Origin of the sequence: Zhongshania sp. R06B22 (assembly GCF_040892595.1) — a bacterium.
In the GTDB taxonomy this organism is placed as follows: domain Bacteria; phylum Pseudomonadota; class Gammaproteobacteria; order Pseudomonadales; family Spongiibacteraceae; genus Spongiibacter; species Spongiibacter arctica.
The window spans coordinates 2,889,482-2,914,195 of sequence record NZ_JBFRYB010000001.1 but is presented as its reverse complement, the minus strand read 5'-3'; the positions used below and the strand labels follow the sequence as shown (position 1 = coordinate 2,914,195).

General features: G+C 49.5%; 23 protein-coding genes. 14 read left to right on the top strand and 9 right to left on the bottom strand.

The window, feature by feature from the left end:
- Window positions 1-60: 60 nt before the first annotated feature.
- The 5 genes from AB4875_RS13300 (at window position 61) to AB4875_RS13280 (ending at window position 6,043) form a co-directional block, all read left to right on the top strand.
- Window positions 61-1,227, top strand: a complete 1,167-nt coding sequence (locus AB4875_RS13300) for an acyl-CoA dehydrogenase family protein (protein WP_368376537.1) — start codon at window positions 61-63, stop codon at window positions 1,225-1,227.
- A 17-nt stretch (window positions 1,228-1,244) separates the two neighbouring features.
- Entirely contained in the window at window positions 1,245-2,018 is a 774-nt protein-coding gene (locus AB4875_RS13295; RefSeq protein ID WP_368376536.1) for an SDR family NAD(P)-dependent oxidoreductase, read from the top strand.
- A 101-nt stretch (window positions 2,019-2,119) separates the two neighbouring features.
- Window positions 2,120-3,292 carry an acyl-CoA dehydrogenase family protein gene (locus AB4875_RS13290; RefSeq protein WP_368376535.1) on the top strand — a complete coding sequence of 391 codons (1,173 nt, stop codon included), beginning with the start codon at window positions 2,120-2,122 and terminating at the stop codon, window positions 3,290-3,292.
- A 20-nt stretch (window positions 3,293-3,312) separates the two neighbouring features.
- Window positions 3,313-4,446: an acyl-CoA dehydrogenase family protein gene (locus tag AB4875_RS13285; protein ID WP_368376534.1), complete on the top strand. Its 1,134-nt coding sequence runs from the start codon at window positions 3,313-3,315 to the stop codon at window positions 4,444-4,446.
- Window positions 4,447-4,489: 43 nt separating this feature from the next.
- Window positions 4,490-6,043 carry a long-chain-fatty-acid--CoA ligase gene (locus tag AB4875_RS13280; RefSeq protein WP_368376533.1) on the top strand — a complete coding sequence of 518 codons (1,554 nt, stop codon included), beginning with the start codon at window positions 4,490-4,492 and terminating at the stop codon, window positions 6,041-6,043.
- A 22-nt stretch (window positions 6,044-6,065) separates the two neighbouring features.
- Here the strand turns inward: AB4875_RS13280 and AB4875_RS13275 are convergent, their stop codons facing one another.
- On the bottom strand, window positions 6,066-6,947 hold the full coding sequence (locus AB4875_RS13275; protein ID WP_368376532.1) for a LysR family transcriptional regulator: 882 nt from the start codon (window positions 6,945-6,947) through the stop codon (window positions 6,066-6,068).
- A gap of 222 nt (window positions 6,948-7,169) precedes the next feature.
- Between AB4875_RS13275 and cysC the strand changes: the two genes are divergently transcribed.
- Window positions 7,170-7,781: an adenylyl-sulfate kinase gene (cysC, locus tag AB4875_RS13270; RefSeq protein ID WP_368376531.1), complete on the top strand. Its 612-nt coding sequence runs from the start codon at window positions 7,170-7,172 to the stop codon at window positions 7,779-7,781.
- An 83-nt stretch (window positions 7,782-7,864) separates the two neighbouring features.
- Window positions 7,865-9,061: a sulfate adenylyltransferase gene (gene sat, locus AB4875_RS13265; RefSeq protein WP_368376530.1), complete on the top strand. Its 1,197-nt coding sequence runs from the start codon at window positions 7,865-7,867 to the stop codon at window positions 9,059-9,061.
- Between the two features lie 94 nt (window positions 9,062-9,155).
- Here sat and AB4875_RS13260 read toward each other — a convergent pair whose 3' ends face one another.
- Window positions 9,156-10,211, bottom strand: coding sequence for an AraC family transcriptional regulator ligand-binding domain-containing protein (locus tag AB4875_RS13260; protein ID WP_368376529.1), 1,056 nt, complete (start codon window positions 10,209-10,211; stop codon window positions 9,156-9,158).
- A gap of 311 nt (window positions 10,212-10,522) precedes the next feature.
- On the opposite strand from AB4875_RS13260, the gene AB4875_RS13255 reads away from it, so the two are divergent.
- The gene (locus AB4875_RS13255) at window positions 10,523-12,682 is read left to right on the top strand and encodes a molybdopterin oxidoreductase family protein (protein ID WP_368376528.1); all 2,160 of its coding nucleotides are present in this window, start codon (window positions 10,523-10,525) and stop codon (window positions 12,680-12,682) included.
- Window positions 12,683-12,686: 4 nt separating this feature from the next.
- Here AB4875_RS13255 and AB4875_RS13250 read toward each other — a convergent pair whose 3' ends face one another.
- Both AB4875_RS13250 and AB4875_RS13245 read right to left on the bottom strand, forming a co-directional pair.
- A complete protein-coding gene (locus tag AB4875_RS13250) occupies window positions 12,687-12,941 on the bottom strand; it encodes a VF530 family protein (protein ID WP_368376527.1) in 255 nt (84 codons plus the stop codon).
- Entirely contained in the window at window positions 12,931-13,233 is a 303-nt protein-coding gene (locus AB4875_RS13245) for an RNA recognition motif domain-containing protein (RefSeq protein ID WP_368376526.1), read from the bottom strand. Before AB4875_RS13245 ends, AB4875_RS13250 begins: the two co-directional genes overlap by 11 nt.
- A 151-nt stretch (window positions 13,234-13,384) precedes the next feature.
- On the opposite strand from AB4875_RS13245, the gene AB4875_RS13240 reads away from it, so the two are divergent.
- Window positions 13,385-14,143: a class I SAM-dependent methyltransferase gene (locus AB4875_RS13240; protein ID WP_368376525.1), complete on the top strand. Its 759-nt coding sequence runs from the start codon at window positions 13,385-13,387 to the stop codon at window positions 14,141-14,143.
- Window positions 14,144-14,147: 4 nt separating this feature from the next.
- Here the strand turns inward: AB4875_RS13240 and dapE are convergent, their stop codons facing one another.
- Complete coding sequence (gene dapE / locus AB4875_RS13235) at window positions 14,148-15,284, bottom strand: succinyl-diaminopimelate desuccinylase (RefSeq protein ID WP_368376524.1); 1,137 nt, start codon at window positions 15,282-15,284, stop codon at window positions 14,148-14,150.
- A gap of 272 nt (window positions 15,285-15,556) precedes the next feature.
- Between dapE and AB4875_RS13230 the strand changes: the two genes are divergently transcribed.
- Both AB4875_RS13230 and AB4875_RS13225 read left to right on the top strand, forming a co-directional pair.
- Window positions 15,557-17,167, top strand: coding sequence for a class I adenylate-forming enzyme family protein (locus tag AB4875_RS13230; RefSeq protein WP_368376523.1), 1,611 nt, complete (start codon window positions 15,557-15,559; stop codon window positions 17,165-17,167).
- A 197-nt stretch (window positions 17,168-17,364) separates the two neighbouring features.
- The gene (locus tag AB4875_RS13225; protein WP_368376522.1) at window positions 17,365-17,553 is read left to right on the top strand and encodes a hypothetical protein; all 189 of its coding nucleotides are present in this window, start codon (window positions 17,365-17,367) and stop codon (window positions 17,551-17,553) included.
- 193 nt (window positions 17,554-17,746) lie between these two features.
- On the opposite strand, the gene AB4875_RS13220 is transcribed toward AB4875_RS13225, so the two are convergent.
- Window positions 17,747-18,031 (bottom strand): hypothetical protein, encoded by a 285-nt coding sequence (locus AB4875_RS13220; protein WP_368376521.1) that lies wholly within the window; start codon window positions 18,029-18,031, stop codon window positions 17,747-17,749.
- Window positions 18,032-18,181: 150 nt separating this feature from the next.
- Here AB4875_RS13220 and AB4875_RS13215 point away from each other — a divergent pair, with 150 nt between their 5' ends.
- Window positions 18,182-18,544 carry a VOC family protein gene (locus AB4875_RS13215; RefSeq protein WP_368376520.1) on the top strand — a complete coding sequence of 121 codons (363 nt, stop codon included), beginning with the start codon at window positions 18,182-18,184 and terminating at the stop codon, window positions 18,542-18,544.
- 23 nt (window positions 18,545-18,567) lie between these two features.
- Here AB4875_RS13215 and AB4875_RS13210 read toward each other — a convergent pair whose 3' ends face one another.
- On the bottom strand, window positions 18,568-19,464 hold the full coding sequence (locus AB4875_RS13210; protein WP_368376519.1) for a sterol desaturase family protein: 897 nt from the start codon (window positions 19,462-19,464) through the stop codon (window positions 18,568-18,570).
- A gap of 139 nt (window positions 19,465-19,603) precedes the next feature.
- On the opposite strand from AB4875_RS13210, the gene AB4875_RS13205 reads away from it, so the two are divergent.
- On the top strand, window positions 19,604-20,593 hold the full coding sequence (locus tag AB4875_RS13205) for an AraC family transcriptional regulator (protein WP_368376518.1): 990 nt from the start codon (window positions 19,604-19,606) through the stop codon (window positions 20,591-20,593).
- 153 nt (window positions 20,594-20,746) lie between these two features.
- Window positions 20,747-23,476 carry a polysaccharide pyruvyl transferase family protein gene (locus AB4875_RS13200; protein ID WP_368376517.1) on the top strand — a complete coding sequence of 910 codons (2,730 nt, stop codon included), beginning with the start codon at window positions 20,747-20,749 and terminating at the stop codon, window positions 23,474-23,476.
- A 42-nt stretch (window positions 23,477-23,518) separates the two neighbouring features.
- Here the strand turns inward: AB4875_RS13200 and AB4875_RS13195 are convergent, their stop codons facing one another.
- The gene (locus AB4875_RS13195; RefSeq protein ID WP_368376516.1) at window positions 23,519-23,980 is read right to left on the bottom strand and encodes a DUF1499 domain-containing protein; all 462 of its coding nucleotides are present in this window, start codon (window positions 23,978-23,980) and stop codon (window positions 23,519-23,521) included.
- Between the two features lie 197 nt (window positions 23,981-24,177).
- Window positions 24,178-24,714, bottom strand: a complete 537-nt coding sequence (locus tag AB4875_RS13190; protein WP_368376515.1) for a YaeQ family protein — start codon at window positions 24,712-24,714, stop codon at window positions 24,178-24,180.

Sequence of the window (24,714 nt, the reverse complement as noted above, 5' to 3'; positions counted from 1 at the left end):
TTCATGACGTCTATTTAGTCGTCGCAATGAATGCCCGCACATAACCGGAGTACATCCTCTATGTTGCCGCGTAATTTTACTGAAGAACAAAATATGTTTCGGTCCGCCTACCGTAAATTTTTGGAGCAAGAAATTGAGCCGAATATAGAGCGCTGGCGCGAACAGGGTATTGTCGATCGCGAGGCCTTTACCAAGGCGGGTGAGCAGGGCTTTTTGATGATTTGGCCGGAAGAGCAATACGGCGGAATGGGCGAAAATGATTTTCGCTTTGAGCAGATTATCATCGAAGAAACCAGCCGTATTCATGCTGGTGATTGGGCGAACACCTTGCACAGCCGCTTGGTTGGTCCCTATATAAGTCGCTTTGGAAATGATGAGCAAAAAGAGCGGTTTTTACCTAAGTGCGCTAGCGGTGAAACGATTCTGGCGATAGCAATGACCGAGCCAGATGCGGGTTCCGACTTGGCCGGAATGCGCGCCAATGCCAAGGACATGGGTGATCACTGGCTGTTGAACGGTACCAAGACGTATATAACTAATGGTATCAATTCAGACGTGATTATTGTGGCGGCTAAAACTGACCCAGAAAATAATCCCTATGCTGTTGGTCTGTTCTTGATTGAGCGTGGCATGGAAGGCTTTGAGCGCGGTCGCAATCTTAAAAAGATGGGTATGAAGGCCCAGGATACCGCAGAGCTGTTTTTCACTGATGTGCGTGTACCCAAGGAAAACGTGCTGGGCGATGCGAGCAAAGGCTTTATATACCTGATGGAAGGTTTGGCAGAAGAGCGTTTGATTGGCGCCTGTGGTTTCTTGTCCGGAGCTCAGCGTGCCTTTGAAGTCACCCGCGAATTTACTATGCAGCGCAAGGTATTCGGCAAGCCACTGTCTAAAATGCAGAACACCGAATTTAAAATGGCAGATTTGCGTACCGAAATTGATATCGCACAATCGTTTGTTGATCAATGTGTCGCGGCGCATAACCAAGGCTTGCTGACCTCGGAAGATGCCGCTAAGGCCAAGCTTTACACCAGTGAATTGCTGTGCAAAATGGTCGATGAAGGCGTGCAGTTACATGGCGGGGCGGGTTATATGGATGAGTATCCCATTAGCCGTATGTATTCCGATGCGCGCATTACGCGGATTTTCGCCGGTAGCTCTGAGATCATGAAACTGATTATTGGTCGTGATTTGTACTCAGATAAATTTGTCTCATTCTTCGAATAATTATTAAAGGAAAGATCATGGATATTAATGGAAAAATTGCGATTGTTACCGGCGGTGCCTCAGGTTTAGGTGAAGCGACGGTACGTGCCTACGTCGCCAAGGGTGGCAAGGTAGCTATCTTCGATATGAATGCGGAGCGCGGCGACGCGATTGTTGCAGAGTTGGGCGCCGACAAGGTCAGCTTCCACAATGTGAATGTTGCCGATGAAGAGTCAGTGACCACTGCGATTGCTGAAGTGATGACGAAGTTTGGCGCAATCCATATCTGTAACAACTATGCCGGTATTGGTAACGCGATTAAAACCTTGGGTAAAAAGGGCGCCTTCCCACTAGATGCCTATAAAACGGTTATTAATGTGAACTTGGTTGGTACCTTTAATGTGGCGCGTTTAGTTGCTGAGCAGATGGCAAAAAATGAGCCTTACGACGGCGCTAATGCGCGCGGGGTGATTATCAATACCGCCTCTGTTGCTGCCTATGAAGGTCAGGTTGGACAGGTTGCCTACAGTGCGTCTAAGGGTGGTGTGGTAGGGATGACTCTCCCTATGGCGCGTGACTTAGCCTCCTACGGTATTCGAGTTAATACTATCGTTCCCGGCCTTATTCACACGCCTCTGTTTGAGAGCCTGCCTGAAGCGGCTTACAAGTCGCTGGAGTCCACCGTTGTTAATCCGCAGCGTCTTGGCCGTCCAGAAGAGATTGCCCATTTGTCGGTAATGATGGCAGAAAACGAGTACCTTAATGGTGAATGCATTCGTCTTGATGGCGCAATTCGCATGCAGCCTCGTTAACAGCTCGCAAAATTGTTTGCCCTGGGCTAGTGGCGGTAAATGCGCCACTAGCCCATTTGCAAGTTCAGATTCGCATCTAATGACATATAAAGAGAGCCCATATGCACGCTAAATTTAGCCCTGAAGAATTGGCTTTTCAGGAAGAGGTTCGCGGTTTTATGCGCGAGCACTTCACAGCGGACCTCGCGGCCCGTGTTCATCACCCCAAGACATTCCGGGATGCCATGGTAGAGTGGCAAAAACTGCTGGACGGTCAGGGTTGGGCAGCGAATGGCTGGCCTGAAGAGCACGGCGGTTGTGGCTGGACAGCAACTCAGAAATATATATATACCACTGAGTTGGCTGCGGCCGGAGCGCCGGATGTGGTGCCTATGGGCATAAAAATGGTGGCGCCGGTTTTATACAGCTACGGCTCTGCAGAACAAAAGGCGCGCTTTCTGCCGCCAACAAAATCATCAGAAATTTGGTGGTGCCAAGGCTACTCCGAGCCCGGTGCGGGGTCTGATTTAGCGGCGCTGCAAACCCGCGCTGTGCGTGATGGCGACGACTATATTATCGACGGCACCAAAATCTGGACCACTTACGCCCAGTACGCTGACTGGATATTTTGCTTGGTTCGCACCGACACCTCGGGTAAACCGCAGCAGGGTATTAGCTTCTTGCTAATCGATATGAAATCGCCGGGTGTGACGGTATCACCAATTATTTCGGTCGATGATGAGCACCACTTGAACGAAGTGAACTTTGAAAATGTGCGGGTGCCAATTGCGAATCGTATTGGCGAGGAAAATCAGGGCTGGACCTATGCTAAAGCGCTGCTGACCTATGAGCGCACGGCCTTATCCGGTGTTAGTTACAGCAAGCGGATACTGACTAAGATTCGCGATCTGGCGAGTCAGGCCGCTACTGATGGAACACGATTAATTGATGATAGCGATTTTCGCGGCCGCTTAGCTGACGTAGAAATGGAAGTGATGGCACTTGAGTTTTTAGAGCTTAGAGTATTAAGCGATCTAGATAGCGGTGGCGCACCGGGTATGGAGTCGTCTCTGCTCAAACTTAAGGGCACCGAATTGCAGCAAGCAGTGCAGTCTTTGCTGTGGGATGTTGCGGCGGGTTTTGGCGGTATATTGCCAGAAGCAGACGATGAACTCTGGGGTAGTGACGGCAATATAGCTCGACGTGAATACATGTTTGGCCGCGCCTGCACCATCTTTGGCGGCAGTAACGAAGTGCAGCGCAACATCATTGCTAAATATGCGCTCGGTCTATAAGCGCTCTAGGGGATTAAAGAATGGATTTTTCATTATCTGAAGAACAAGTCATGCTCAAAGACAGCGTGGCAAAATTTTTAGCTGACAACTACGCGCCGGATCAACGCGAAGTAGTAGTCAGTAACCCAGCGGGTTTTAGCGCCGAAAACTGGGCAACGTTTGCAGAATTAGGTTGGTTAACGATTCCATTTTCTGAAGATGTCGGTGGCTTTGGTGGCAACATTGCAGATGTGTCAGCAGTGATGGAAGAGTTTGGCAAGGTGTTGGTGGTTGAGCCGTTTTGGTCTTCCATTGTCTTGGCTGGACAATTAATCGCGCGCTGTAGCAATGACGAGTTAAAGGCTAGGTTAATGCCAGAGGTGATCTCTGGTGAGACACAATGCAGCTTTGCTTGGTTAGAGGCGCAGAATGGTTTTTCATTGAGCCATGTCAGCAGCACCGCGACCAAGCACGGCGATAGTTATCACTTAAGTGGCAAGAAAAGCTTAGTACTCAATGCCAGTGCAAAGCAGCTTCTGATTGCGGCGCGCACCGCCAATGACTTGAATAGTGAGTCCGGTATTAGTCTATTTATAGTTGATGCCAAAAACCCCGCCCTGCGTACCGAAAGTGTGCGCTTAATGGATGGCCAGCGCGCCCTCAATATTGAATTTAGCGATCTTGTCGTTAAGCAGACGGATATGCTCACTGCAGAGGGCGACGCCTATCCGCTGATTGCCGATGTGGTCGAAGAAGCTTTGGTCGCGCTGTGCGCAGAAGCGGTGGGTGCGATGACCTATCTTTATAAGGCAACCGCTGAATACGCTAATACCCGCAAGCAGTTTGGAGTCACCATTGGCAGTTTTCAGGCCTTGCAGCATCGTATGGTTGATATGTTTATGGCCACTGAGCAATGCCGATCTTTATTAGTGAGAGCCCAATGTGCCATATTAGATAACAGTGCTGAGCGCAGCCAAGACGTTGCTGTCTTAAAAGCGATGGTGGGTAAATACGGTCGTAAGGTTGCGGAAGAAGCAGTTCAACTGCACGGCGGTATGGGGGTTACCAACGAGATGCCTATAGGTCATTATCTAAAGCGTTTAATGATGATTGATATGTATTTTGGTGGCTCAGACATCCATCGTCGACGCTTTAGCGATATGCGCTATCTGTGAGCTATGTAGGCTTAAATAATAAAGAGAAAAACAGAGGAATGTGATGAAGTTATTTAATAATTTGAATGACCATACTAAGTTTCATGCCGGTATTCGCGGCGACATGATGATGGCCAGCGATAGTAAAAAGACCCTGAATTACGCCCAGGCCTGGGACTATACCGCTGTGATTGCCGCGCATATTCAGAGCAGTGGGATTAAAAAGGGTGATCGAGTGGCCATTTTGGCCAAGAACTCAGTCGATAATTTGTGTGTCTTCCTAGCCTGCGCGCGCATTGGTGCGGTGGTGGTTGGCTTGAATTACCGATTGGCGCCGGCGGAAGTCGAATTTATCGCCAGTAATGCAGATGTTCAAATGCTGTTTTTTGACAAGGAGTTCGACAGCCTTCGCGGTGATTACTTGCGCGCTACCACTTGTATTTGCATGGATAGCGATGAAGCGGCTCCGCAGCTGGAGAACTGGTTGCTAAGTCCTGCAACATTGACTGAAGTCGAGATAAACGGCGACGATATTTTGTTTCAAATGTATACCAGTGGCACCACTGGCTTGCCTAAAGGTGTGCTGGTAAATCACTACAATGTTCTTGCTAATGCCTATCAGGCACCCATGACCACGGGTAAAGGTAGTCGGGTTGGCGAGCGCAGCTTGGTTATTGCCCCCACCTTCCATGCGGTCGGTCTGGTCGGCTCCCTGCTGGGGGTGATCTACGGCGGCTCTATGATTATTCATAGCGACTATGATCCAGTGGGTATGATCGAAACTATTTCCAAAGAAAATATCAGCGTGGTGGCCGTTATTCCGGTGATGCTGCAGTTCTCTTTGGCGATGGTGCCCAACATCAAAGATTATGATTTCTCCGAACTACATACTATTAATTATGGCGCTTCGCCGATTTCAGAGTCTTTGCTGAAGGAGTGTATGGCGGCCTTTGGTTGTGATTTTGTGCAGGGCTACGGCCAAACTGAATCGACGATGGCACTGACCTTCCTCACCGCAGAAGATCACAAAAAGGCCCTAGCTGGCCGTCCTGATTTATTGCGCTCATGCGGACGCGCGGTGTTTGGCACCGACATTAAAATAGTAGGCAATGAAGGTCAGGATCTGCCTCTGGGTGAAATAGGCGAAATCGTTGCAAAAGGTCCGCAGATTATGCAGGGCTATTGGAAGAATCCTGAAGCGACTGCCAAAACCGTTGTTGATGGTTGGCTGCATACCGGTGATGCCGGCCGTATGGATGAAGAGGGATATATCTATATTCAAGACCGCCTTAAAGACATGATCATATCTGGCGGCGAGAATATTTATCCGGCTGAAATTGAAAACTTATTAATGTCTCACGATCACATTCAAGATGTGGCGGTAATTGGCGTGCCGGATCAAAAGTGGGGCGAGATTCCCCTGGCGGTGTTGGTGGCCGGTGGCCAGCCAGAGCTTAGCGCAGAAGAACTCACCGAGTTTTGTCGCGGCAAATTGGCAGGATACAAGATTCCCCGCAAGGTGGAATATATCGCGGCCCTGCCACGTAACCCAACAGGTAAAGTTTTGAAGAAAGATATTCGAGTGATGATGGAGGAAAAATATCCACCTATCGCGTGAATGCTCTAGATAGGTCTTTGTCCTAGTTCATGCTTTTACAGAGCTCTATCCAATACTCAACGGCGGCTTTTTTATGCCGCTGCTTGGGTAGGGCGAAGTAAAAGGTTCGAGTCATATCGCGGTTGGCCAAGGTCAGCGGCACTAAGTCGCCGTTGCGAAAGTCGTTTTGCAATACCACCTTAGATAGACAGCCTATGCCTAAGCCAGATTCCACTGCGCTTTTGATGGCCTCGTTGTGTTTGAATTCCCGATAAATTTCAATATCTGGTAATAGCCCGGCAAGGGCGCGGTCAAAGGTATGGCGGGCACCGGAATCCGGTTCGCGTAAAATCCAGCGGGCTTCTCTTATATCTTTATCCTTGAGAACGCCTTTTTTTGCCAGCGGGTGCGAGGCGCTACAAAAGACGACCAGCTCGTCTTCTTTCCACGGAATCAGCTCTAGTTCACGGTGCTGGACCTCTCGTTCAATCATACCCACGTCAACCTCGTAATTAAGCACCTTGGCGACAATATCGGGGGTGTTGGCGGTATCAAACTGAACATCCGCATCTGGGTAGTTGTTGAGATAATCGGCTAGGTAACGCACCACGAGGTGATTGCCAATGGTGAAACTGGCGCCAACCCGCAGATGGCCGATATCCGCATGGCGTTTTAAGGCGTCGTCAAATTGCTGGCAATGGGCAAATAAGGTTTCGGCTTCTTTGCGCAGGGTATGACCGATGGCATTGAGTTTGATTTTATTGCCTTGGCGATCAAATAAATTGACGCCATAGGCCTTTTCTAAGGTTTGCAGCGCTGCGCTGGCAGCCGATTGGGACAGGCAGAGCGTATCAGCGGCCTTAGAAACACTTTGATATTTGGCGACCGACAGGAATATTTCCAGCTGACGAATAGTAAAATTCATGGTGATACCTCTTTACTCTTGGCCCGTGATAGCCAGTTTTAGCTTTTCACCTGAAAGCTCATAGTATCTATAAAATCGATACTAACTATAATAATATCCCGTTTTACTTGTGATAAAAATACTTTTAGTATGGCGGCCTGTTAGCACTAGGTCGCTTTGCGGGTTTAAACGCAGCGGCCATAGTAAAGATCATGATTTAGTATTAGCCGTGGAGATGGAAGAATGACCGACGTTAAAGCAACGAATGTGTATTGGCATGATGGCGAAGTCAGCCGCGAAGATCGCAACACCTTATTGAAGCAAAAGGGCGCGACCCTGTGGTTCACGGGTTTGTCTGGCAGTGGCAAAAGCACCGTTGCAGTGGCCTTGGAAAAAGCACTGATGGAGAAGGGGCACCTTTGCTACCGTTTAGATGGCGATAATATTCGCTTGGGTATCAATAAAAACCTGGGTTTTAGTGCGGAAGATCGCACAGAAAATATACGCCGTATCGGTGAGATTTCTAAGCTGTTTGTGGACACTGGCGTTATCGTTTTGTCTAGCTTTGTAAGCCCTTACCGCGCTGACCGCGATATCGTTCGCGAATTGCATGACGCTGGTGAGATGGCTTTCTTTGAAGTATTTGTTGATGTGCCACTGGATGTTGCTGAGCAGCGCGATCCAAAAGGACTATACAAAAAAGCCCGCGCGGGTGAAATCAAAAACTTTACCGGTATTTCTGATCCCTACGAAGCGCCACTGAATGCCGAGCTGGTATTGAATAGCCACGAGCAGAGCTTGGAAGAAGAGGTCGAGATCCTATTAGCGATGATGACTGAGCGCGGCATTATCTAAGAAGCCCCTGATTAAACAGCGGTTTCATATGCTTTGTTCACTAGCAAATATAGACATACTTATTTTTTAAGGGAGTACAGTAAATGATTAAGCCACATGGTGCTGATGAGTTAAGCCCATTATTTGTATACGACACCGAAAAACACCATGCCCTAAATGCGGAAGCGGAAACATTGCCATCGCTTCTAATTAGCTCTGCTGCGGCCGCCAACGCGGTGATGCTGGGTGCAGGGTATTTCACGCCGCTAAAAGGCTATATGAACCTGGCCGACTCGATGGCAGTGGCTAAAGATCTTTGCACTACCGAAGGTCTTTTCTGGCCCGTGCCTATTGTGAACCTGAGTAAAGACGCCCAAGGCATCACTGCCGGTCAGCGTATTGCTCTGCGCGACCCCAATGTTCAAGGTAACCCTGTTCTTGCCATTATGGACGTGGAAGCAGTTGAAGCGGTTAGCGCTGAGCAAATCGATTTCATGGCCGAGAATATTTTTGGCACCTTGGATGATAAGCACCCAGGTGTGCAAACCTTTAAGGCGCAGGGCAACACTTTGTTGTCAGGTCCTATTCAGGTTTTGAACTTCTCTTATTTCCAAGCTGATTTCCCCGATACTTTCCGCACTGCGGTTGAGATTCGCAATGAAATTGCTGAGCGTGGCTGGGAAAAAGTTGTTGCCTTCCAAACCCGTAACCCAATGCACCGCGCGCATGAAGAACTTTGCCGCATGGCTATGGAAGACCTTGGCACCGACGGTATTTTGATCCACATGCTATTGGGTCAATTGAAACCTGGCGATATTCCTGCTCACGTACGTGACGCGTCTATCCGTAAAATGGTTGATGTCTACTTCCCCAAGAACACGGTAATGATCACTGGTTACGGCTTCGATATGTTGTACGCTGGCCCACGTGAAGCAGTGCTGCACGCCTTGTTCCGTCAAAACTGTGGTTGTACTCACCTGATTGTCGGTCGTGATCACGCCGGTGTAGGTGACTACTACGGCGGTTTCGACGCACAGACAATTTTCGATGAGAAAGTGCCAGCGGGTGCAATGGATATCGAAATCTATCGTGCAGACCACACCGCATACTCGAAGAAACTCGATAAAGTAGTGATGATGCGCGATGCACCAGATCACGATAAAGAAGACTTTGTTTTGCTGTCAGGCACCAAAGTACGTGAAATGTTGGGTAATGGCATTGCGCCACCGCCAGAATTTTCACGCCCAGAAGTGGCTAAAATTCTGATGGATTACTATCAAATTGAAGATGCTAAGGCTTAATCGCTAAGGCGCCATCGATAGATAGGGTAAATAAAAAAGCCGGAGCTAAACACTCCGGCTTTTTTACATCTTAATTATAATTCTTGGTGCTTGATTAGTGGGTCGAGGGTGGTTTGCTGATACCGCCTCTTATAATGTCGTCCTGTCTCAAGGTCGGTTCAGTGGGATCCTTTTCTCTCTCTTTAAGTAGCTCGTATAGTCGGTCCTCATCGTATGGCATTAGCGAGGAGAGAACGATATCCATGGGGACATGGCAGCGTTCGGTGTAAAATGCCGCTCTATCACTTATCTGCTGCTCAACTAGCTGCTTAAAATTTGTATTGGCTTGTCCAAGTTCACTCCGCAATTCGGCGGTGGACAGCTTCATATAAAATGCCAGCTCCTCCTCAGAACAATGGGAAAACCTCAGGCGTTCATCTATGAGTAAACGGGCGCGTTCTACGACATCACGGCCCTGAAGTAACTCCTCTTGCAAGCCCCTTATGTGTACTTCCATGCTCCGCAAGAGCATGGGATCACTGCTGCTAATGCTGAATTCCAAATAATCCGCAGGAAAGGAAATGCTGTCATTTGGCTGATCAAAAATAAGTTCGCAATCAAAGAACTCGTGGAAGGTGTCGGAAAAATTGGCGCCGGGATCGGAAAAGCTAAAGCAGACTTTTTTGGGTTGCCAGAGATGGCTGGACAGCGTGTTTAGCAGCAAAAACATCTGTGCCGTGCCAAGTAAATTCCGCTGGCGGTAATACTTGCTGCTGAGACTATTGGCAGACTTGACGAGCGTAACTTGCTCGTCGCATATTTCGTGGCGCCAATATCCAGTGTCTTGATAGTACGCGCTGTAGTGGCTAGCGTGCTCTAGTCCGGTTTTAAAGTCAGAGCTCAGTGACATTACGGTGGTGGGTAGGCCCAGCTCTGGTGTTTGAAGTTTGTTCGCTAGGTGGAGGGCGAAGTCTTGGCAGTGGTATTTCTTGGCGATGTTTTCAAGTAGGTAGTTAAGTAGATGACTGGGCACAAAATGATTGGGTAATGTCAGTAATTTGGCGGGTAGGCCTGATTTACTCGCGGCGTCCTTGAGATCAATGCCTAGACTTTTACACGCTTCAAACAACGCGTGGAGGACATCCTCGTCTTCAGTCAGAGTTTGCTTCATATCACCTACTTTTTGTCGTTTTCATGGTCTTTTTGTGCTTGCAAATTTTATGCCGAACATCTTTGCGGCTGTGACATAAATCGTTTTGTATGGGAGCGTCGTTTAGTGTGAATGATCTTTATAGAAAGGCTAAGGTGATCTATCGCCGCCAGCTTAGCATCTTAGGTGGTATTCCTAGCAATGTGTCGTAGAGCTATGGCGCAAATTTTATCGAAATTAGCTAATTGGGTGTAATCGCTGATAACATCGAGCTACTTTGTGCGTAGGTTCAGCGTACTGAATGATAATAACGATGTGTGAGGGGTGATACCGTGGGATCTACAGTCAAACATTTCCGTACCTGCAATTTATGTGAAGCCATGTGCGGTATCGAAATCACGGTGGAAAACGACAAAATAACCACCATCAAAGGTGATGCGGACGACAGCTTTAGTCGCGGCCATATCTGCCCTAAGGCGATTGCCCTCAAAGATTTGTACGAAGATCCAGACCGTATTCGCACGCCAATGGAAAAAGTCGATGGCGAATGGCGAGAGTTGGCTTGGGACGAGGCTTTAGACAAAGTCGCCGCGCGTATTCAATCTTTGCAAGCCCAGCATGGCAACGATTCATTGGGCGTCTATCTCGGTAATCCCAATGTTCACAACACCGGGGCCATTTTGATGAGCGGTGGTCTATTGCGGGCGCTAAAAACCAATAATAAGTTTTCGGCAACGTCGGTAGATCAGCTTCCCCACCATATTGTGTCGTGGAAGTTGTTTGGCCATCAGCTGCGAATTCCTGTCCCCGATATCGACAACACCGATCATTTTCTTATCATGGGTGCCAACCCGCTGGCTTCTAATGGCAGCATTATGAGTGTGGCGGATGTTAAGCAGCGACTCAAAGACGTGCGCAAACGCGGTAAAGTGATTGTTATTGATCCTCGGCGCACGGCCACGGCAGAGCTGGCCGATGCCCATCACTTTGTGCGGCCCGGCAGCGACGTGTTGGTATTGCTGGCAATGCTTAATGTGTTATTTGCTGAAGGTCTTGTGAATACCGGCAGTTTGGCCAAGCATTTAGATCTGGGGCCAATGAGCTTGGCGGATAAATTTAGCTCATACACGCCAGAGAAAGTTGCGCCGCAAACCGGTATGTCAGCCGAGGTTATTCGCGGCTTGGTTACGGATTTTTGTGCGGCCAAGGCACCGGTGATGTATGGTCGTTTGGGCGTGTCAGTGCAAGAGTTTGGCACGCTCACCCAGTACCTGATTATGTTGTTTAATATTCTCACCGGGCGCTTGGATAGCGTGGGGGGCTTAATGTTTACCAAGCCCGCTGTCGATATTCTTGCCCAGAGTGGCCGCGGCAATATGGGCCGCTTCCACAGCCGGGTTCGCGGTCTGCCGGAATTTAACGGCGAGTTGCCTGTCGCCGTTTTGTCTGAGGAAATTACCACCGCGGGCGCAGGCCAGATTAAGGGTATGGTGTTGATGGCCGGTAATCCGGTGCTGTCTACGCCAAATGGTGAACAGTTAGATCGCGCGTTTAAGGGCTTAGATTTATTGGTTGCTGTCGATTTTTATATTAATGAAAGCAGTCGTCATGCAGATTTTATTCTGCCGCCGGTGAGTCCGCTGGAGCGTGAACACTACGACGTTATTTTTAATGTATTAGCCGTCCGCAATAATGCGAGATATGCCAAGGCACTATTCCCAAGAAAGGCCAATGCCAGACACGATTGGGAAATTCTGCTTGGCTTACAAGATCGTCTCCAGCCAGCTAAGGGGCTTAAAGATAAGTTGAGTCGGGAGTTACTGCGCCGCGCGGGTCCCTCTGGATTACTTAGGTTTCTGCTTCGTCAGGGCCCCTATGGTGGCGGTTTAAATCCCTTCAAAGGTTTGTCGCTGACTAAATTGAAAAAGTCTCCCCACGGCATTGATCTGGGCGCACTCAAACCAGTCCTGCCAGAGGGGCTGTATCATCGCGATCGCAAAATACACCTAGAAGCTGACTTTTTCCTAAAGGACTTGGCGCGGGTGGAGGCAAAATTCTTTAATCAAGACAGCAAGCCTGAGCAGTTTTTGCTCATCGGTCGCCGCGATGTGCGCAGCAATAATTCGTGGTTGCACAATAGCCGTCGACTGGTAAAAGGTAAGCCCCGCTGCACGGCCTTAATCAATCCCATTGATGCGCAGAAGTTGGCGATCACCGAGGGCGATATGGTCAAGGTAAGCTCACGGGTGGGCAGCGTTGAGTTGGCGGCGCAGCTTAGTGATGAAATGATGTCTGGGGTAATTAGTATTCCCCACGGTTGGGGGCATACGCTTAGTGGTACCCAGTGGCAAATAGCAGAAGAGCACGCCGGCGTCAGTGTTAACGACCTGACCGACGAAATGCATATTGATGAGCTTTCTGGCAATGCTGTGCTGAACGGGGTTCCGGTGACACTTGCACTTATTAAGCTTGATGCTGCGATTAGCGCCTGATGGCTTAGGACTTGCGGGCGGAGCGCTGGCTGCGAATATACAGCGCTTCTACTTTTTGTCTTGCCCATGGGGTGCGGCGTAGAAATTTCAGGCTAGAGGACACGCTAGGGTCGTCGGTAAAGCATTTAATCTTTACGCGGCGTCCCAGTTCTTCCCAGCCGAATTGCGCTTCCAGCCTAGTGATAACCATTTCTAGGGTAAGCCCGTGCAAGGGATCTTTTGAGCCAGTGGCAGTTTTGCCGGGGTCTTTAGCGTTCATCGCTGTTTTCGTCTTCGCTGCTATCCACATCATCACTTTCGGTGGCTACCGGGCTCACGTCGGCCTTTTTGACGCGGATTTTAAAACCAGCAATGATTTTGCCGTTCAGATTTTGCATAGCCACTTTGGCTTCACCGGCTTTGGGCATATTAACGAAGCCAAAGCCCTTTGACAGCTTTGCTTCTTCGTCTCTGACTAGGCTTAGGGATTGGACGATGCCGAATTCTTCAAACAGGTCTAGAAGCTCGGCTTCGGTGGTCGTGCGGTTCAAATTGCGAATCAATAGTTTCATGGCGCTGCCGTTGTTGTGATATGACGGGGATTATAGCGGGTATGGGTATTATCTTCGCCTGCTATCTTTACCTGAAATGGTGCTTTGTGGCTGTTCGCGCTGCGATAAATATCCTAACATCATGCCCTTAATCCTAAATAGACAGGTTGTTGTGAGCGCCCCATCAGTTCCCCTTGTGTTAAATACCACCAGTGCTAGCGTTGAATTGGCACGTAGTCTGGGTCTGCGCCTGGTTGATGAGTGGAGCGAACAGCCTGATCAGCTGCATGTATTTTTTGATGAAGGTCGTCTAGTGATCGGCTTGGCGCCACACAACCGTGAAAACCCCGTCGCCGTTGATTTTGAATTAAGCTTGCGCAACCGTCATCCCGGCAAAGAGTTACTGCTTAAGGCGGTGGGTGGGAGTCGCAATCGCGCCACGGTGCTAGATGCGACCGCAGGGCTGGGCAGAGACAGTTTTTTAATGGCGAGCTATGGCTGCACGGTCACAATGTGCGAGCGCATGCCGGTGGTGGCTGCGCTATTGGCTGATGGTTTACGCCGCGCTGGACGTTCTTATGACTGCGCCGAGATTGCGAGCCGCATGGATTTGCGCCAAGAAAATGCCGCCGCATATTTGGCGGGCTTAGCTGAGGCTGACTGTCCTGATGTGGTGTATCTAGACCCGATGTTTCCGGTGTCCGGCAAGTCGGCGCTGGTAAAAAAAGAAATGCGTTTATTTCATTCTTTAGTGGGCTTGGATGAAGACAGTGGCGTGCTATTGGATTTGGCGCTGCAGCGTGCACGGCACCGGGTGGTGGTAAAGCGACCACCAAAGGCGCCGTATTTGGGCGAGCGCAAACCGCAGTTATCTATTGCGGGAAAAGCGGTGCGCTTTGATATTTATCCCTTAAAAGCCTTTGCTAAATAATTGCTCAGGCCAATAGTTCTTTCAGCATACCTGCATACATCAGCGATAGTTTATCGAGATCTGAGGCCTTAACGCATTCGTCGATTTGGTGGATAGTGGCGTTCACGGGCCCAAGTTCCACTACCTGCGCGCCGGTGGGCGCAATAAAGCGACCATCAGAGGTGCCGCCGGCGGTAGATAAAATGGTGTCGTTGCCGGTCACCGCTTTAATCGCTATTTGCGCCGCTTCCACCAAGGGGCCTTCGGCGGTTAAAAACGGTTGGCCACTTAAATTCCAGTCAATACTGTAGTCGAGTTTGAATTGATCGAGGATGGCATGGGTGCGGGTTTTTAATATTTCAGCTGTTAACTCGGTCGAGAAACGGAAATTAAAGACCACTTCTAGCTCGCCGGGGATGACATTAGTCGCACCGGTGCCGCCGTTGATATTAGAGATTTGAAATGATGTAGCGGGGAAGAAGTCGTTGCCTTCGTCCCATACCTCAGCGGCGAGCGCAGTCAAGGCGGGTGTGGCCAAGTGAATGGGGTTTTTTGCCAAGTGCGGGTAAGCGACGTGGCCCTGAATGCCGCGAACTTTCATCACGGCGCCGAGTGAGCCCCTGCGGCCGTTCTTGATGACGTCACCAACCTTATCTGTCGATGATGGTTCGCCAACCAAGCACCACGTTATTTTTTCATTCTGCTGCTCTAACCACTCAATAACTTTGACGGTGCCGTTAATTGCCGGCCCTTCTTCGTCGCTGGTTATTAAGAATGCGATACGTCCGCTGTGGTCGGGGTGGGCGGCGACAAAGCTCTCGCAGGCAGTAACCATCGCGGCCAAGCTGCCTTTCATATCGGCGGCGCCGCGCCCGCGTAACATGCCGTCTTGAATCACAGCGTCAAAAGGCTGGGTTTGCCAATTTGCGGCGGGGCCGGTAGGCACCACGTCGGTATGGCCTGCAAAGCAAAAGATTGGCCCGCTGCTGCCGTGCACGGCCCAGAAGTTATCGACATCGCCAAAACGCAGCGATTGGCATTTGAAGCCAATCTTCTCCAAACGCGCCATCATAATAGTCTGGCAGTCGGCGTCAGCGGGGGTGACTGATGGCCGTTCAATGAGTTCACAGGCAAGTTGTAGGGTGGGGGATAGCGCTGTCATAGGGGCTGTTTCGGCTTCTTTACAAGGGGGCTGAGGAGTCGCGGTAGGTGTCCGCGTGTAAGCGCTCTATTCTAACAGAATCTAGGGGAGCTGACAGGCGCTGTTGTCGGCGCGAGCGGGCAGTGACCGAAACACTCATTACGGGCTTGAATGAGTGGAAATGTCATAGAGACAGTGGAGTAGCTTAGCTATGATCCTAGCCAGCATGGTAATGCTGCCTTTAAAAAGGCGGCGTGCTTTTAAAGACCATAACGATAATCAGAGGAAGGGCTATGAGTATGGATTTGGACATCGCGGTGGCTGCCGCCGAATTCGATTTTGCCGATCAGGATATTCCACAACGGTTGCGCCATTGGGCGCGTGTGAAACCCGACCATCCCTTTATGATTTGGGAGCCGCGCTCTGGGGAAGATCGCAGCTGGAGTTATAAAGACTTCGACGAAGAAACTGCAAAAATTGCCGCTGGTTTATATGCAAAAGGTGTTCGCAAGCACGACAAGGTGATGATCCACGCGGAAAATTGCCCAGAAATGGTATTGGCGTGGTATGCCTGCGCCAAGGTGGGTGCCGTTGGCGTCACCACGAATACGCGCAGTGTGGGCGGGGAAATAGAATATTTCGCCCGTCATACCGAGGCGGTTGGCGCTATTACCCAACCTAAATTTTTAAAGGAAGTTCGCAACAGTGCCACCAGTCTGAAATGGATTGTGAGCACCGATAATAACTCCGGTGAAGTGGCTGAAGAATCTGTAGCCGGTGCCGAGCTTTTCAGTAGTTTATACGGCGAGCCAGATTCATTGCCGACGCGCCCCGCTGAACCCATGTTGCCGGCCGGTATTATGTTTACCTCTGGTACAACCTCCTTGCCCAAAGCGGTGGTGCACACTCATGCCAACGCACTGTGGTCTGGCAATATGGGCTCGCAAAGTATGGGCATGGACACCGACAGCGTGTATTTGGGCTTTCTGCCATTCTTTCATGTTAACTGCCAAAGCTGGGCGTTTTGGGGTTCACTAGGTGTGGGCGCCACAGCGGTGCTGCTACCCAAGTTCTCTGCAAGTCGCTTTTGGGAGATTATTGAAAAGCACCAGGTCAGTCATTGCTCAATGATTCCCTTCGTCTTTAAAGCCATTGGCGTGCAAGCCGTACCCGAGAAGCACAGCTTAAAGGTAATGCCGATGGGTATTATTTGGAAAGAGATTGAAGGTTGGCTCAAGGCCAAACCGTTTGCGAGTTGGGGTATGACCGAAACCGTAACCCACGCCACTCGCTCAGACTTTGTAAGTGACTGGCCGCAGGGTTCAATCGGCAAGCCGACGCCAGGGTATCACCTAGCAGTGGTAAATCCTGAAACCGGCGCCATGTGTAAAAAAGGCGAGATTGGCGAGCTGTGGGTGCATGGTACACGGGGCGTGAATATCTTCCTTGAGTATTATAAAAATGAAGAGGCGATGGCCAAATCGTTCACACCGAATGGCTGGTTTAAAACCGGGGACATGGTCAACGTCGGTGACGAGGGTAATTTCTTCTTTACTGATCGCGACAAAGACGCGCTTAAAGTGGGTGGCGAAAATGTCTCAGCCCGTCAGGTTGAAGAAGTTTGCATGCAAGTGCCCGGCGGCGGTATTGGTGAGGTCGCCATTGTGGCCAAATCTCACGAGATGCTAGATATGGTACCAGTAGCGTTTGTGATTAAAGGCTGGGGAGCACCGGAAGACGAAGCTGCCTTTGGCCAGGCGATACTCGATCACTGCAAAGCTAATCTTGCCGATTTCAAAGTGCCTCGCGCGGTGTATTTTGTTGAGGAGTTTCCGCGTGCGACCTTAGAAAAAGTAGCTAAAAATAAGTTGCGGGAAATCGCTGATGAAATGCCGCTAGCATAATTTTCTAGTTTCATTTCTTCTAGCAGTCAAAGGTCGCGAAAGCGGCCTTTTTTTGGTTTGACTGTTGCCGACTTGTCATAAAACCATCCTAATTTTGTCATCTCTCAGGTATAGCATTCTCTGTGCTGAAAGGCACTGCGGGCATAGTCATTTGACTATTGGCTTTCGAATATTTAATGAGCTAGAAGGGTTGTGATATGAATCGTTATATTAAGCAGCATGGCACCTACTCCAACTTGCATCAAGAACATGCTAGAGCTGAAATTTCTCGTCAGATCGATGACTTTTTGCGCAGAGGCGGCAAAATAGAGAAACTCAACGGCCCCCAGTTCCAACCTCACCGCGCGGTTCGTATTAGTAATGCGGTGATTACGGAAGCCTTATAATAAATTCTGCGCGGCATATTATTGCTTAACAACGATGTGCCGCATCCTTGCTGAGATCCTATTTTAAAATAATCATCGCCTACTTATTGCTTTAATAATGGCGTAATAGATTTTAATAACAATCCTGCAACGCGAGATATGAGCTGTTCTTGGGTACTCCCTTGAATACTATGAGCTGCCCTGCGCCCCGGCTTCAGTGAATGATCTCGAGGGTGTAGCGGATTTTTTCGTTTTGAATAGTAATGTCGACATTCTTGAGTTTACTGATGATCAAGCTATTGAGCGGTCGATCTTGAATGGCGGCTTGCAGTGATTCGGGTGTGAACACACAGCGAACTTCTAGGCTGCTGGGAAAGCGCTGGTAGTCCACAGTGTGTGTTAACCACAGAAAGCCCTGAGTGTGATCCAAGGCGTATTCACAGACCTCGGTAAGCTCGGCGCGGATCGTATTTTCTAGTTTTTTGTCGGTTTTTCGCATATTAGCTGTCAATGAGTTCGCTATAAATAAGGCACTGTACTATGTGTGGTATATAGCTGTGGCAATATTATTGTAGTGATAGAAAATCGTCGATTGCGCCTGGGCACTGGGCATTATAAATTATTGAAATGCAGATTTTTGGGCGCGTATATGAATATTCATGGAAAAATTAATTATATTGAATTGCCTGCTGCCGATATTGGGGCAGTGAAAGACTTTTTCAGTAAGGCCTTTGACTGGTCGTTTACTGATTATGGTCCAGATTATACGGCGTTTGCCAACGAGGGAGTAGATGGTGGCTTTTATCGGGCAGAGGCGTCTGCCAGTGTGGCTGGGGGCAGCGCATTGATTGTATTTTATAGCGAGGCCCTAGAGGACACTCGAAATAGGGTGATACAGTCTGGGGGTGCAATCACCAAGGAAATATTTGATTTCCCCGGTGGTCGCCGCTTCCACTTCAGCGATCCCAACGGCAACGAATTTGCCGTGTGGTCAGAGCCTTTAAAAGCATAGGCCCTGGCACAGAGTATTGCTTTTTAGGCTTTTTCTGTTGGCGGTATTTCGGCCATTGACTGATTACTATCACCGTAGTGTTCATCTGCCCATTCAGGATGCTTATAGAGTATCCGCAAATCCTTAAAGCGCCATACATCTTGCGCAAGCTCTACCCAGCCATGCACTTGCAAGTAAAAGGGGTTGTAGGGTTTTGCTGGCATATGGTTGACGCCATATTTAATTTCGCCAGCGGTGTCTTCGTCTTGAAAGGTGCCAAATAGCTTGTCCCAAAAAATAAAGATACCACCAAAATTACGATCAATTTGAGCTGGGTTGCTACCGTGGTGGACCCGGTGATGGGATGGCGTGTTCATCACTTTCTCTAGTACACCTAGTTTGCGAACCTGCTCGGTGTGTAAAAAGAATTGGTAAACCAGATTGCCCTCAATGGCTAAGAGCACCCAGTTTTTGTCGAAGCCCACTAAGGCTGCGGGAATCCACCACAGTACCCAGCTGCCGGAAAAAGCAAAGGTAAAGTTTTGGCGCAAGGCCGTAGAAAAATTCATGTGTTCTGAGGAGTGATGGGTGATGTGCCCGCTCCAGAACCAGCGCACTTTATGCATCATGTAGTGGTTTAGGTAAAAGCAAAAATCGATGAATACGATCAAGGCGATAATGCTGATTACCGAGGCGCTGGGATTCCACTGCAAGCCGTATTGGTAAACCCATAGGTAAAAAGCCTGAATGAAGAGCGCAATAGCGATGCCATCAACTATTTTGTATGAAAATCCGGCGGCTAGGTTCGCCACAGTCTCGCGAGGATGATAGACACCGGTTTTACCGGCTCGGCGAACATAGAGGTACTCGGCGGCAATTACAGCGAGGAATACCATGCCGAAGGCGGTAACAAAGAATAGAGCATGAAGAACGTCTTGCACGAGCAGACCTCACTGTATGTTTAGTAACGGCTATCATTCTATCTAACTGTATATTGATGATATTGACTATTTCAGACACATTTTTGACATTTTCCGCCATCATTGTGATGATGGGGCAAGCATAATGTAAGGAATATCGATGCTCGCGCAATTACAGCTTAGTGGCGATCTGGCAGAGTTGCTTAGAGATTTTTTAGAGCAGCAGGGCGACGTCCACTGTGATCTCTATACTGGTTTGCAGTCTTTTAGTCTTAGTAGCCGCATGAGCTTTGCTCAGTGGTGGACGCTGCTGGATAAAATGCAGGCGAGATTTCCGGCGCGCAGTATTGGTCTAGCGCTTGGTCAGAGCGTGCGTTCTAAGCATTTGGGGGTGTTGGGCTATCTGACGCTGGCAAGTGATACCTTGGCTGAAGCGCTGACAGCATTTCAGCGCTATCAACGCTTACTCCATGACGGCGATAAAGCGACTATAAGTATTCAAAATAATGTGATGGTGATGAGCTGGACTAGCAATTTTGGGCCATCTACGCCGCTGTCAGACGAAGTGCTACTGGCTGGATTATTGTCTTTTATCCGCCAGATAACGGCTAAACCTGACCTGGCGCCGCTGCAGGTTGATTTAACTTATGCTGCGCCGGTGTTTAGCGAGGAGTATCGTCAGGTTTTTAATGCGCCTGTGTTGTTTTCGCAAGCTGCGACGGCAATACATTTTCCACTGTCTTATCTTAGCCTACCAGTCAGTAATAGCGACGCGGGCTTGCGTCATATACTGGAGCGGCAGGCCCAGGCCGCCTTGGCAGTACTTCCTGATAACGAAGGATTTACCCAGCTATTACGTGGTGTATTAGTTCGGGCCTTGCAAAATGGACGCGCCGGATCGGCCGACGTAGCTGCAACGCTGAATATGTCAGAGCGAACCTTATTTCGACGTTTGAATGAGCAGGGCTTGAGTTTTAAGAGGGTGCTTTCACAGCTGCGAGTGCAGCTAGCGCGTGAATATCTTGCCGACGCCCGGCTTAGCCAAAGTGAAATTGCGCTATTGCTAGGGTATTCAGAACAAAGTGCTTTTAATCGTGCTTTTAAACGTGAGACCGGACTAACGCCCAGGCAATGCCAGCGGCGGCGATGATAGTAAGGGGCTAAGTTTCTTCGATCTAGATTGGATTTCGACGGCAAATATAAGGGTTATTCGTAATAGTGGTTTGTCACTGGCAAGCTTATTATTTTTCGGGCGGGGACGCTATCGGGATTTCTGTCCCGAAATACGATATGGGAAGTCCGAGTGGCAAAAAAGAAAAATAACAGCGGAGTATCAGGTGCTCATTCGCGGCCGCTTAAACGCAGTGCCGTCGGCGCGGCTCAGGTATTGTCGACCAGCGCCCAAAGTGTATTTCAGCAAGCACTGGAATATCACAAAGTGGCGCAGTGGCATTTGGCTGCGCCCCTTTATGAGCGGGTCTTGGCGCAGTTTCCAAAACACCCAGACTCCCTGCATTTATTGGGCTTAGTCGCCCAAGCTCTCAATAAATCAGATCAAGCGTGCTCACTTATCAGTCAAGCTATCGGGCTAAGCCCTAAGGTTGCGGCATATCATTTTAATTACGGGGTGGTGTTGCAGGGGCAGGGGGATGACCTCGCGGCCATCGCTGCCTACCGGCAGGCGATTCGTTTAAAACCCGATTACCAGCAGGCCTATGAAAACCTGGGTGTTGCCCTGCAAGATAGCGGCAGCGATGACGCGGCGCTGCAAGCCTATGAGCAGGCGCTGGAGCAAAACCCGCTGTCACTAATTGCCTTGAAAAACCTAGGGACTCTACATTTCAAAGCCGGACATACTAGCTTGTCCCTGCGATGTTTTGAGCAGGCTTTGGATATTGCACCTGCCGATGCAGAGTTGCGGCTTAAACGGTCTGGGAGTTTGCTGCGCTTGGGGCAATGGCAGCGTGCTTGGCGAGAGTATCGTTGGCGATTTAGTGAAAAGTCATTCCTAGCCAATAATCCGCCGCGCTCAACGGGTTTGCCGCACACCGAGCCTGAGTGTATTGCTGGGCGCCGGCTGCTTATCTCCAGCGAACAGGGTTTGGGCGACGAAATTATGTTTGCCTCGTGTTTTGATGATGTTATTGCTAGCGCCGAACATTGTGTGTTGGAGTGCGATCCGCGATTAGTGGCGCTGTATACCCGGTCATTCCCGGCGGCCGAGGTGCGTGCAAAACACAGTATTAATCCCTTTGGTTTAGACAGTTTTGTGCCTGCCGGCGATTTGCCTATGCACTTTCGCCAGCAGGATGAAGATTTTGGCGGGCGGCCCTATTTAAAAGTCGACGCGGATAAACAGGCCCGCTGGCAGACTCAGCTTCAGCAGCTAGGCAGCAAGTTAAAAGTCGGTATTTGCTGGCGTGGCGGTACCGAAGCACGGGTTATGAAAGAGCGCAGTATCGCCTTGAAATCTTGGCGGCCATTATTTGCCAAAGCAGATGTGAGCTTTGTTAATTTGCAATATGGCTGTGAATCAGCCGAGATCGATCAGCTTGGCGATAAGGTTCACACCTTCAGCGATTTAGATGTGTTCAATGACATTGATGGTTTGGCGGCATTAGTGGCCAATTTAGATTTAGTGATCTCGGTTGATAATACCACCGTACATCTGGCGGGCGCCTTGGGAGTGCCAGTATGGGTGCTGCTGCCACGGGGTCCAGACCGGCGCTGGGTCGATGATCGCGATGACAGCCCCTGGTATTCATCTGCGCGTTTATTTCGTAATAGCGGCGGTAAAGACGGCTGGCGTGACGTGATGGCCAAGCTAGCGGCAGAATTGAGCAGTTTCAAACCTGCCAGACCTGCCGAAGCTAGAATTAGTGATATCAGCGATATCCCTGAGCCTATGCTCCCTAGCACTGCGGACGCTAAAACCTGTGTATTTCTAAATGACACCTCTAACTGGTATCACTGGGGATGTAGCGGCACCAGTTTAAGTATTCACCGCGCTCTGCGTGGGCGAGGCTATGATGTGCAAGCACTGCCAATTGCCTTGACCCAGAGCTTGGCGGGCCTGCCCACAAGCCCGGAGGAATTTGATAGCGATGAGGTCTATGCTGCTTTTACCTCAAAAAATACCAGCTTAGTTAGTCAGGTGAGCGCGGCTGACATCGTAGTGATAAATGGCGAGGGCAGTTTGCACGGCGGCGGAATAGTGCCGATAGGGCTTTTGTATATCGCCTTTGTGGCCAAAACCCGCTTGGCAAAAACAGTGCAAATAATAAATCACTCCTGCTATCCGCAGGGTTCCGACACGAGCAGCGATGGCCCATTGAATCGGCTTTACCAAAGGGTGTATCAGCAGCTCGACTTTATTGCCGTGCGCGAGCCGGTGAGCTTGCGCTTGCTTCAGTCTTTGGATATTCCCTGTGTGCAAAGCTTCGATTGCTTACCCCTTTTTATTGATAGTTTGCAGGCACTACAATCTAAGCGCGTTAGCGATAAGCCGTATATTGTCTTGACCGGATCGGTTGCATGGGGAGAAGCCATCGCGGAGCCACTGACGCAATTCTTGCAGCAGCGGCTGGCTGTTGGATATAGTATTAAATTATTGATAGGCGCCAGTGCATTTTTGGCGGCGGATGATGTTGTTTTTGTGCAGTGGATGCAGCGCAAAGCGGCTGGCCAGTTTGAGCTGTGTGTTACCGACACTGAACAGGCGTGGCTGGAGTGTATCGCCAATGCCGCCCTGTTAGTCTCTGGCCGCTTCCATCACAGCATTGCTGCGGCCTTTTTGGAAACACCGTTTATTGTTACGGCGAGCAATACGCCAAAGGTCGCGGGTTTACTAGAATTACTGGAGATGCCTACTGCTCTGCTGCAAGCAGATCAAGAGTTCTTGAACAATTTGACCCTCATGACTGATCAACGTCTTGCACAGCCCGGGCAATTTATCTTGTCTACAGAGCGCAGGCAGACTTTGATTGCCTTGGCTGGGAATAATTTTACATGCCTAAACGCTACGCTATCCTAGTCGCTACTCTCTAGTTAGCGCAGCGGATTTAGCTGTCATAAATTACTGTTCTTGCCCCGAGCTTCCGCCTTTTAGTTGGCTGCGCAATTGTTCTAGCCTTGCGCGGTTTATGCCAAAGTCGTAATAGCCAACGCGTGATGAGCTGCGAATATCTACCGCATTTTTAGCGGGTGTATATAATAATTCTACGTCGTCTTTGTAGCCCATGATGTCTGTGCGGGTAACGGCGTGAAGGTAGTTAACATCCCGTACCGCGACCTCGGTGCGCGGCATTGCTAATACCAGCGCTTGTAAGCGCTGCCATTCTTGCGGGGTGCTCACCGTAATTGGTGCAATATATTTTTTGGGATCGCTTTCGGTACTCGAGACGCAGTGGGGTGCAAAGGAGCAGGCTTGGAATTTACCATTGCTAACGCCAAGTTGCGGGGTGCTGCAGGCGCCGAGCAATAGGGTGGCACCGAGCATAGCGGCAATGCGGGTGATAAGACGGGTTTGAATTTTCATAACGACCTCAGAGTTGAACTTATTGCACTTTCTACGTGTTGAGCGTTCTACGTGGAATAAGTGCGATTGGAGTTTTGCGACTAATACCTTGTTGTTTGATTACGTGAAATGTTTCAAACTTCATCGCATAGAGCGCCATTGGACTTATGACTATAGCCCTAATGGCACCCTAATCTAGGGAAAAATAGTAATACCGACTAGCAGTGTTCCAATAGTTTGATTTCAAGATTGTTTTCGGCGTCTGACAACCACAGCGAATCTTCGTCGATGGTGCATTGCAGTTTCATTGTGCGCTGGGCAATGTTCTTTAATGCTGTGGAGTCATCTAAGCTGACCTCGATAATTTTGACATTGCCGTGTTGTATGATTTTATTGCGATGCTCCTCCCACCACATTTCTGCGGTGCGACCGCCATAAATAAAAATAACCACCTGCTTGGCAATACCGCGAGCTTTGCGAACCCGCTTTTCGCTGGGTAGCCCCATCTCTATCCATATATCAATTTCGCCGGTCAGGGATTTGAGCCATAAATCCGGCTCATCGTCGGTGCTCAATCCCTTGGTGAACTCAAGATGTTCGTCGGCGTACAAGGCAAAGGCCAGAATGCGCAACATCATTCGCTCATCAGTTTCTGAGGGGTGACGGGCAACGGTGAACTGATGACGCTGATAATAGTGGCGGCGCATATCACTGATATCGAGTTTGGTCTTAAAGAGTGTTGCGTTCAGTGCCAT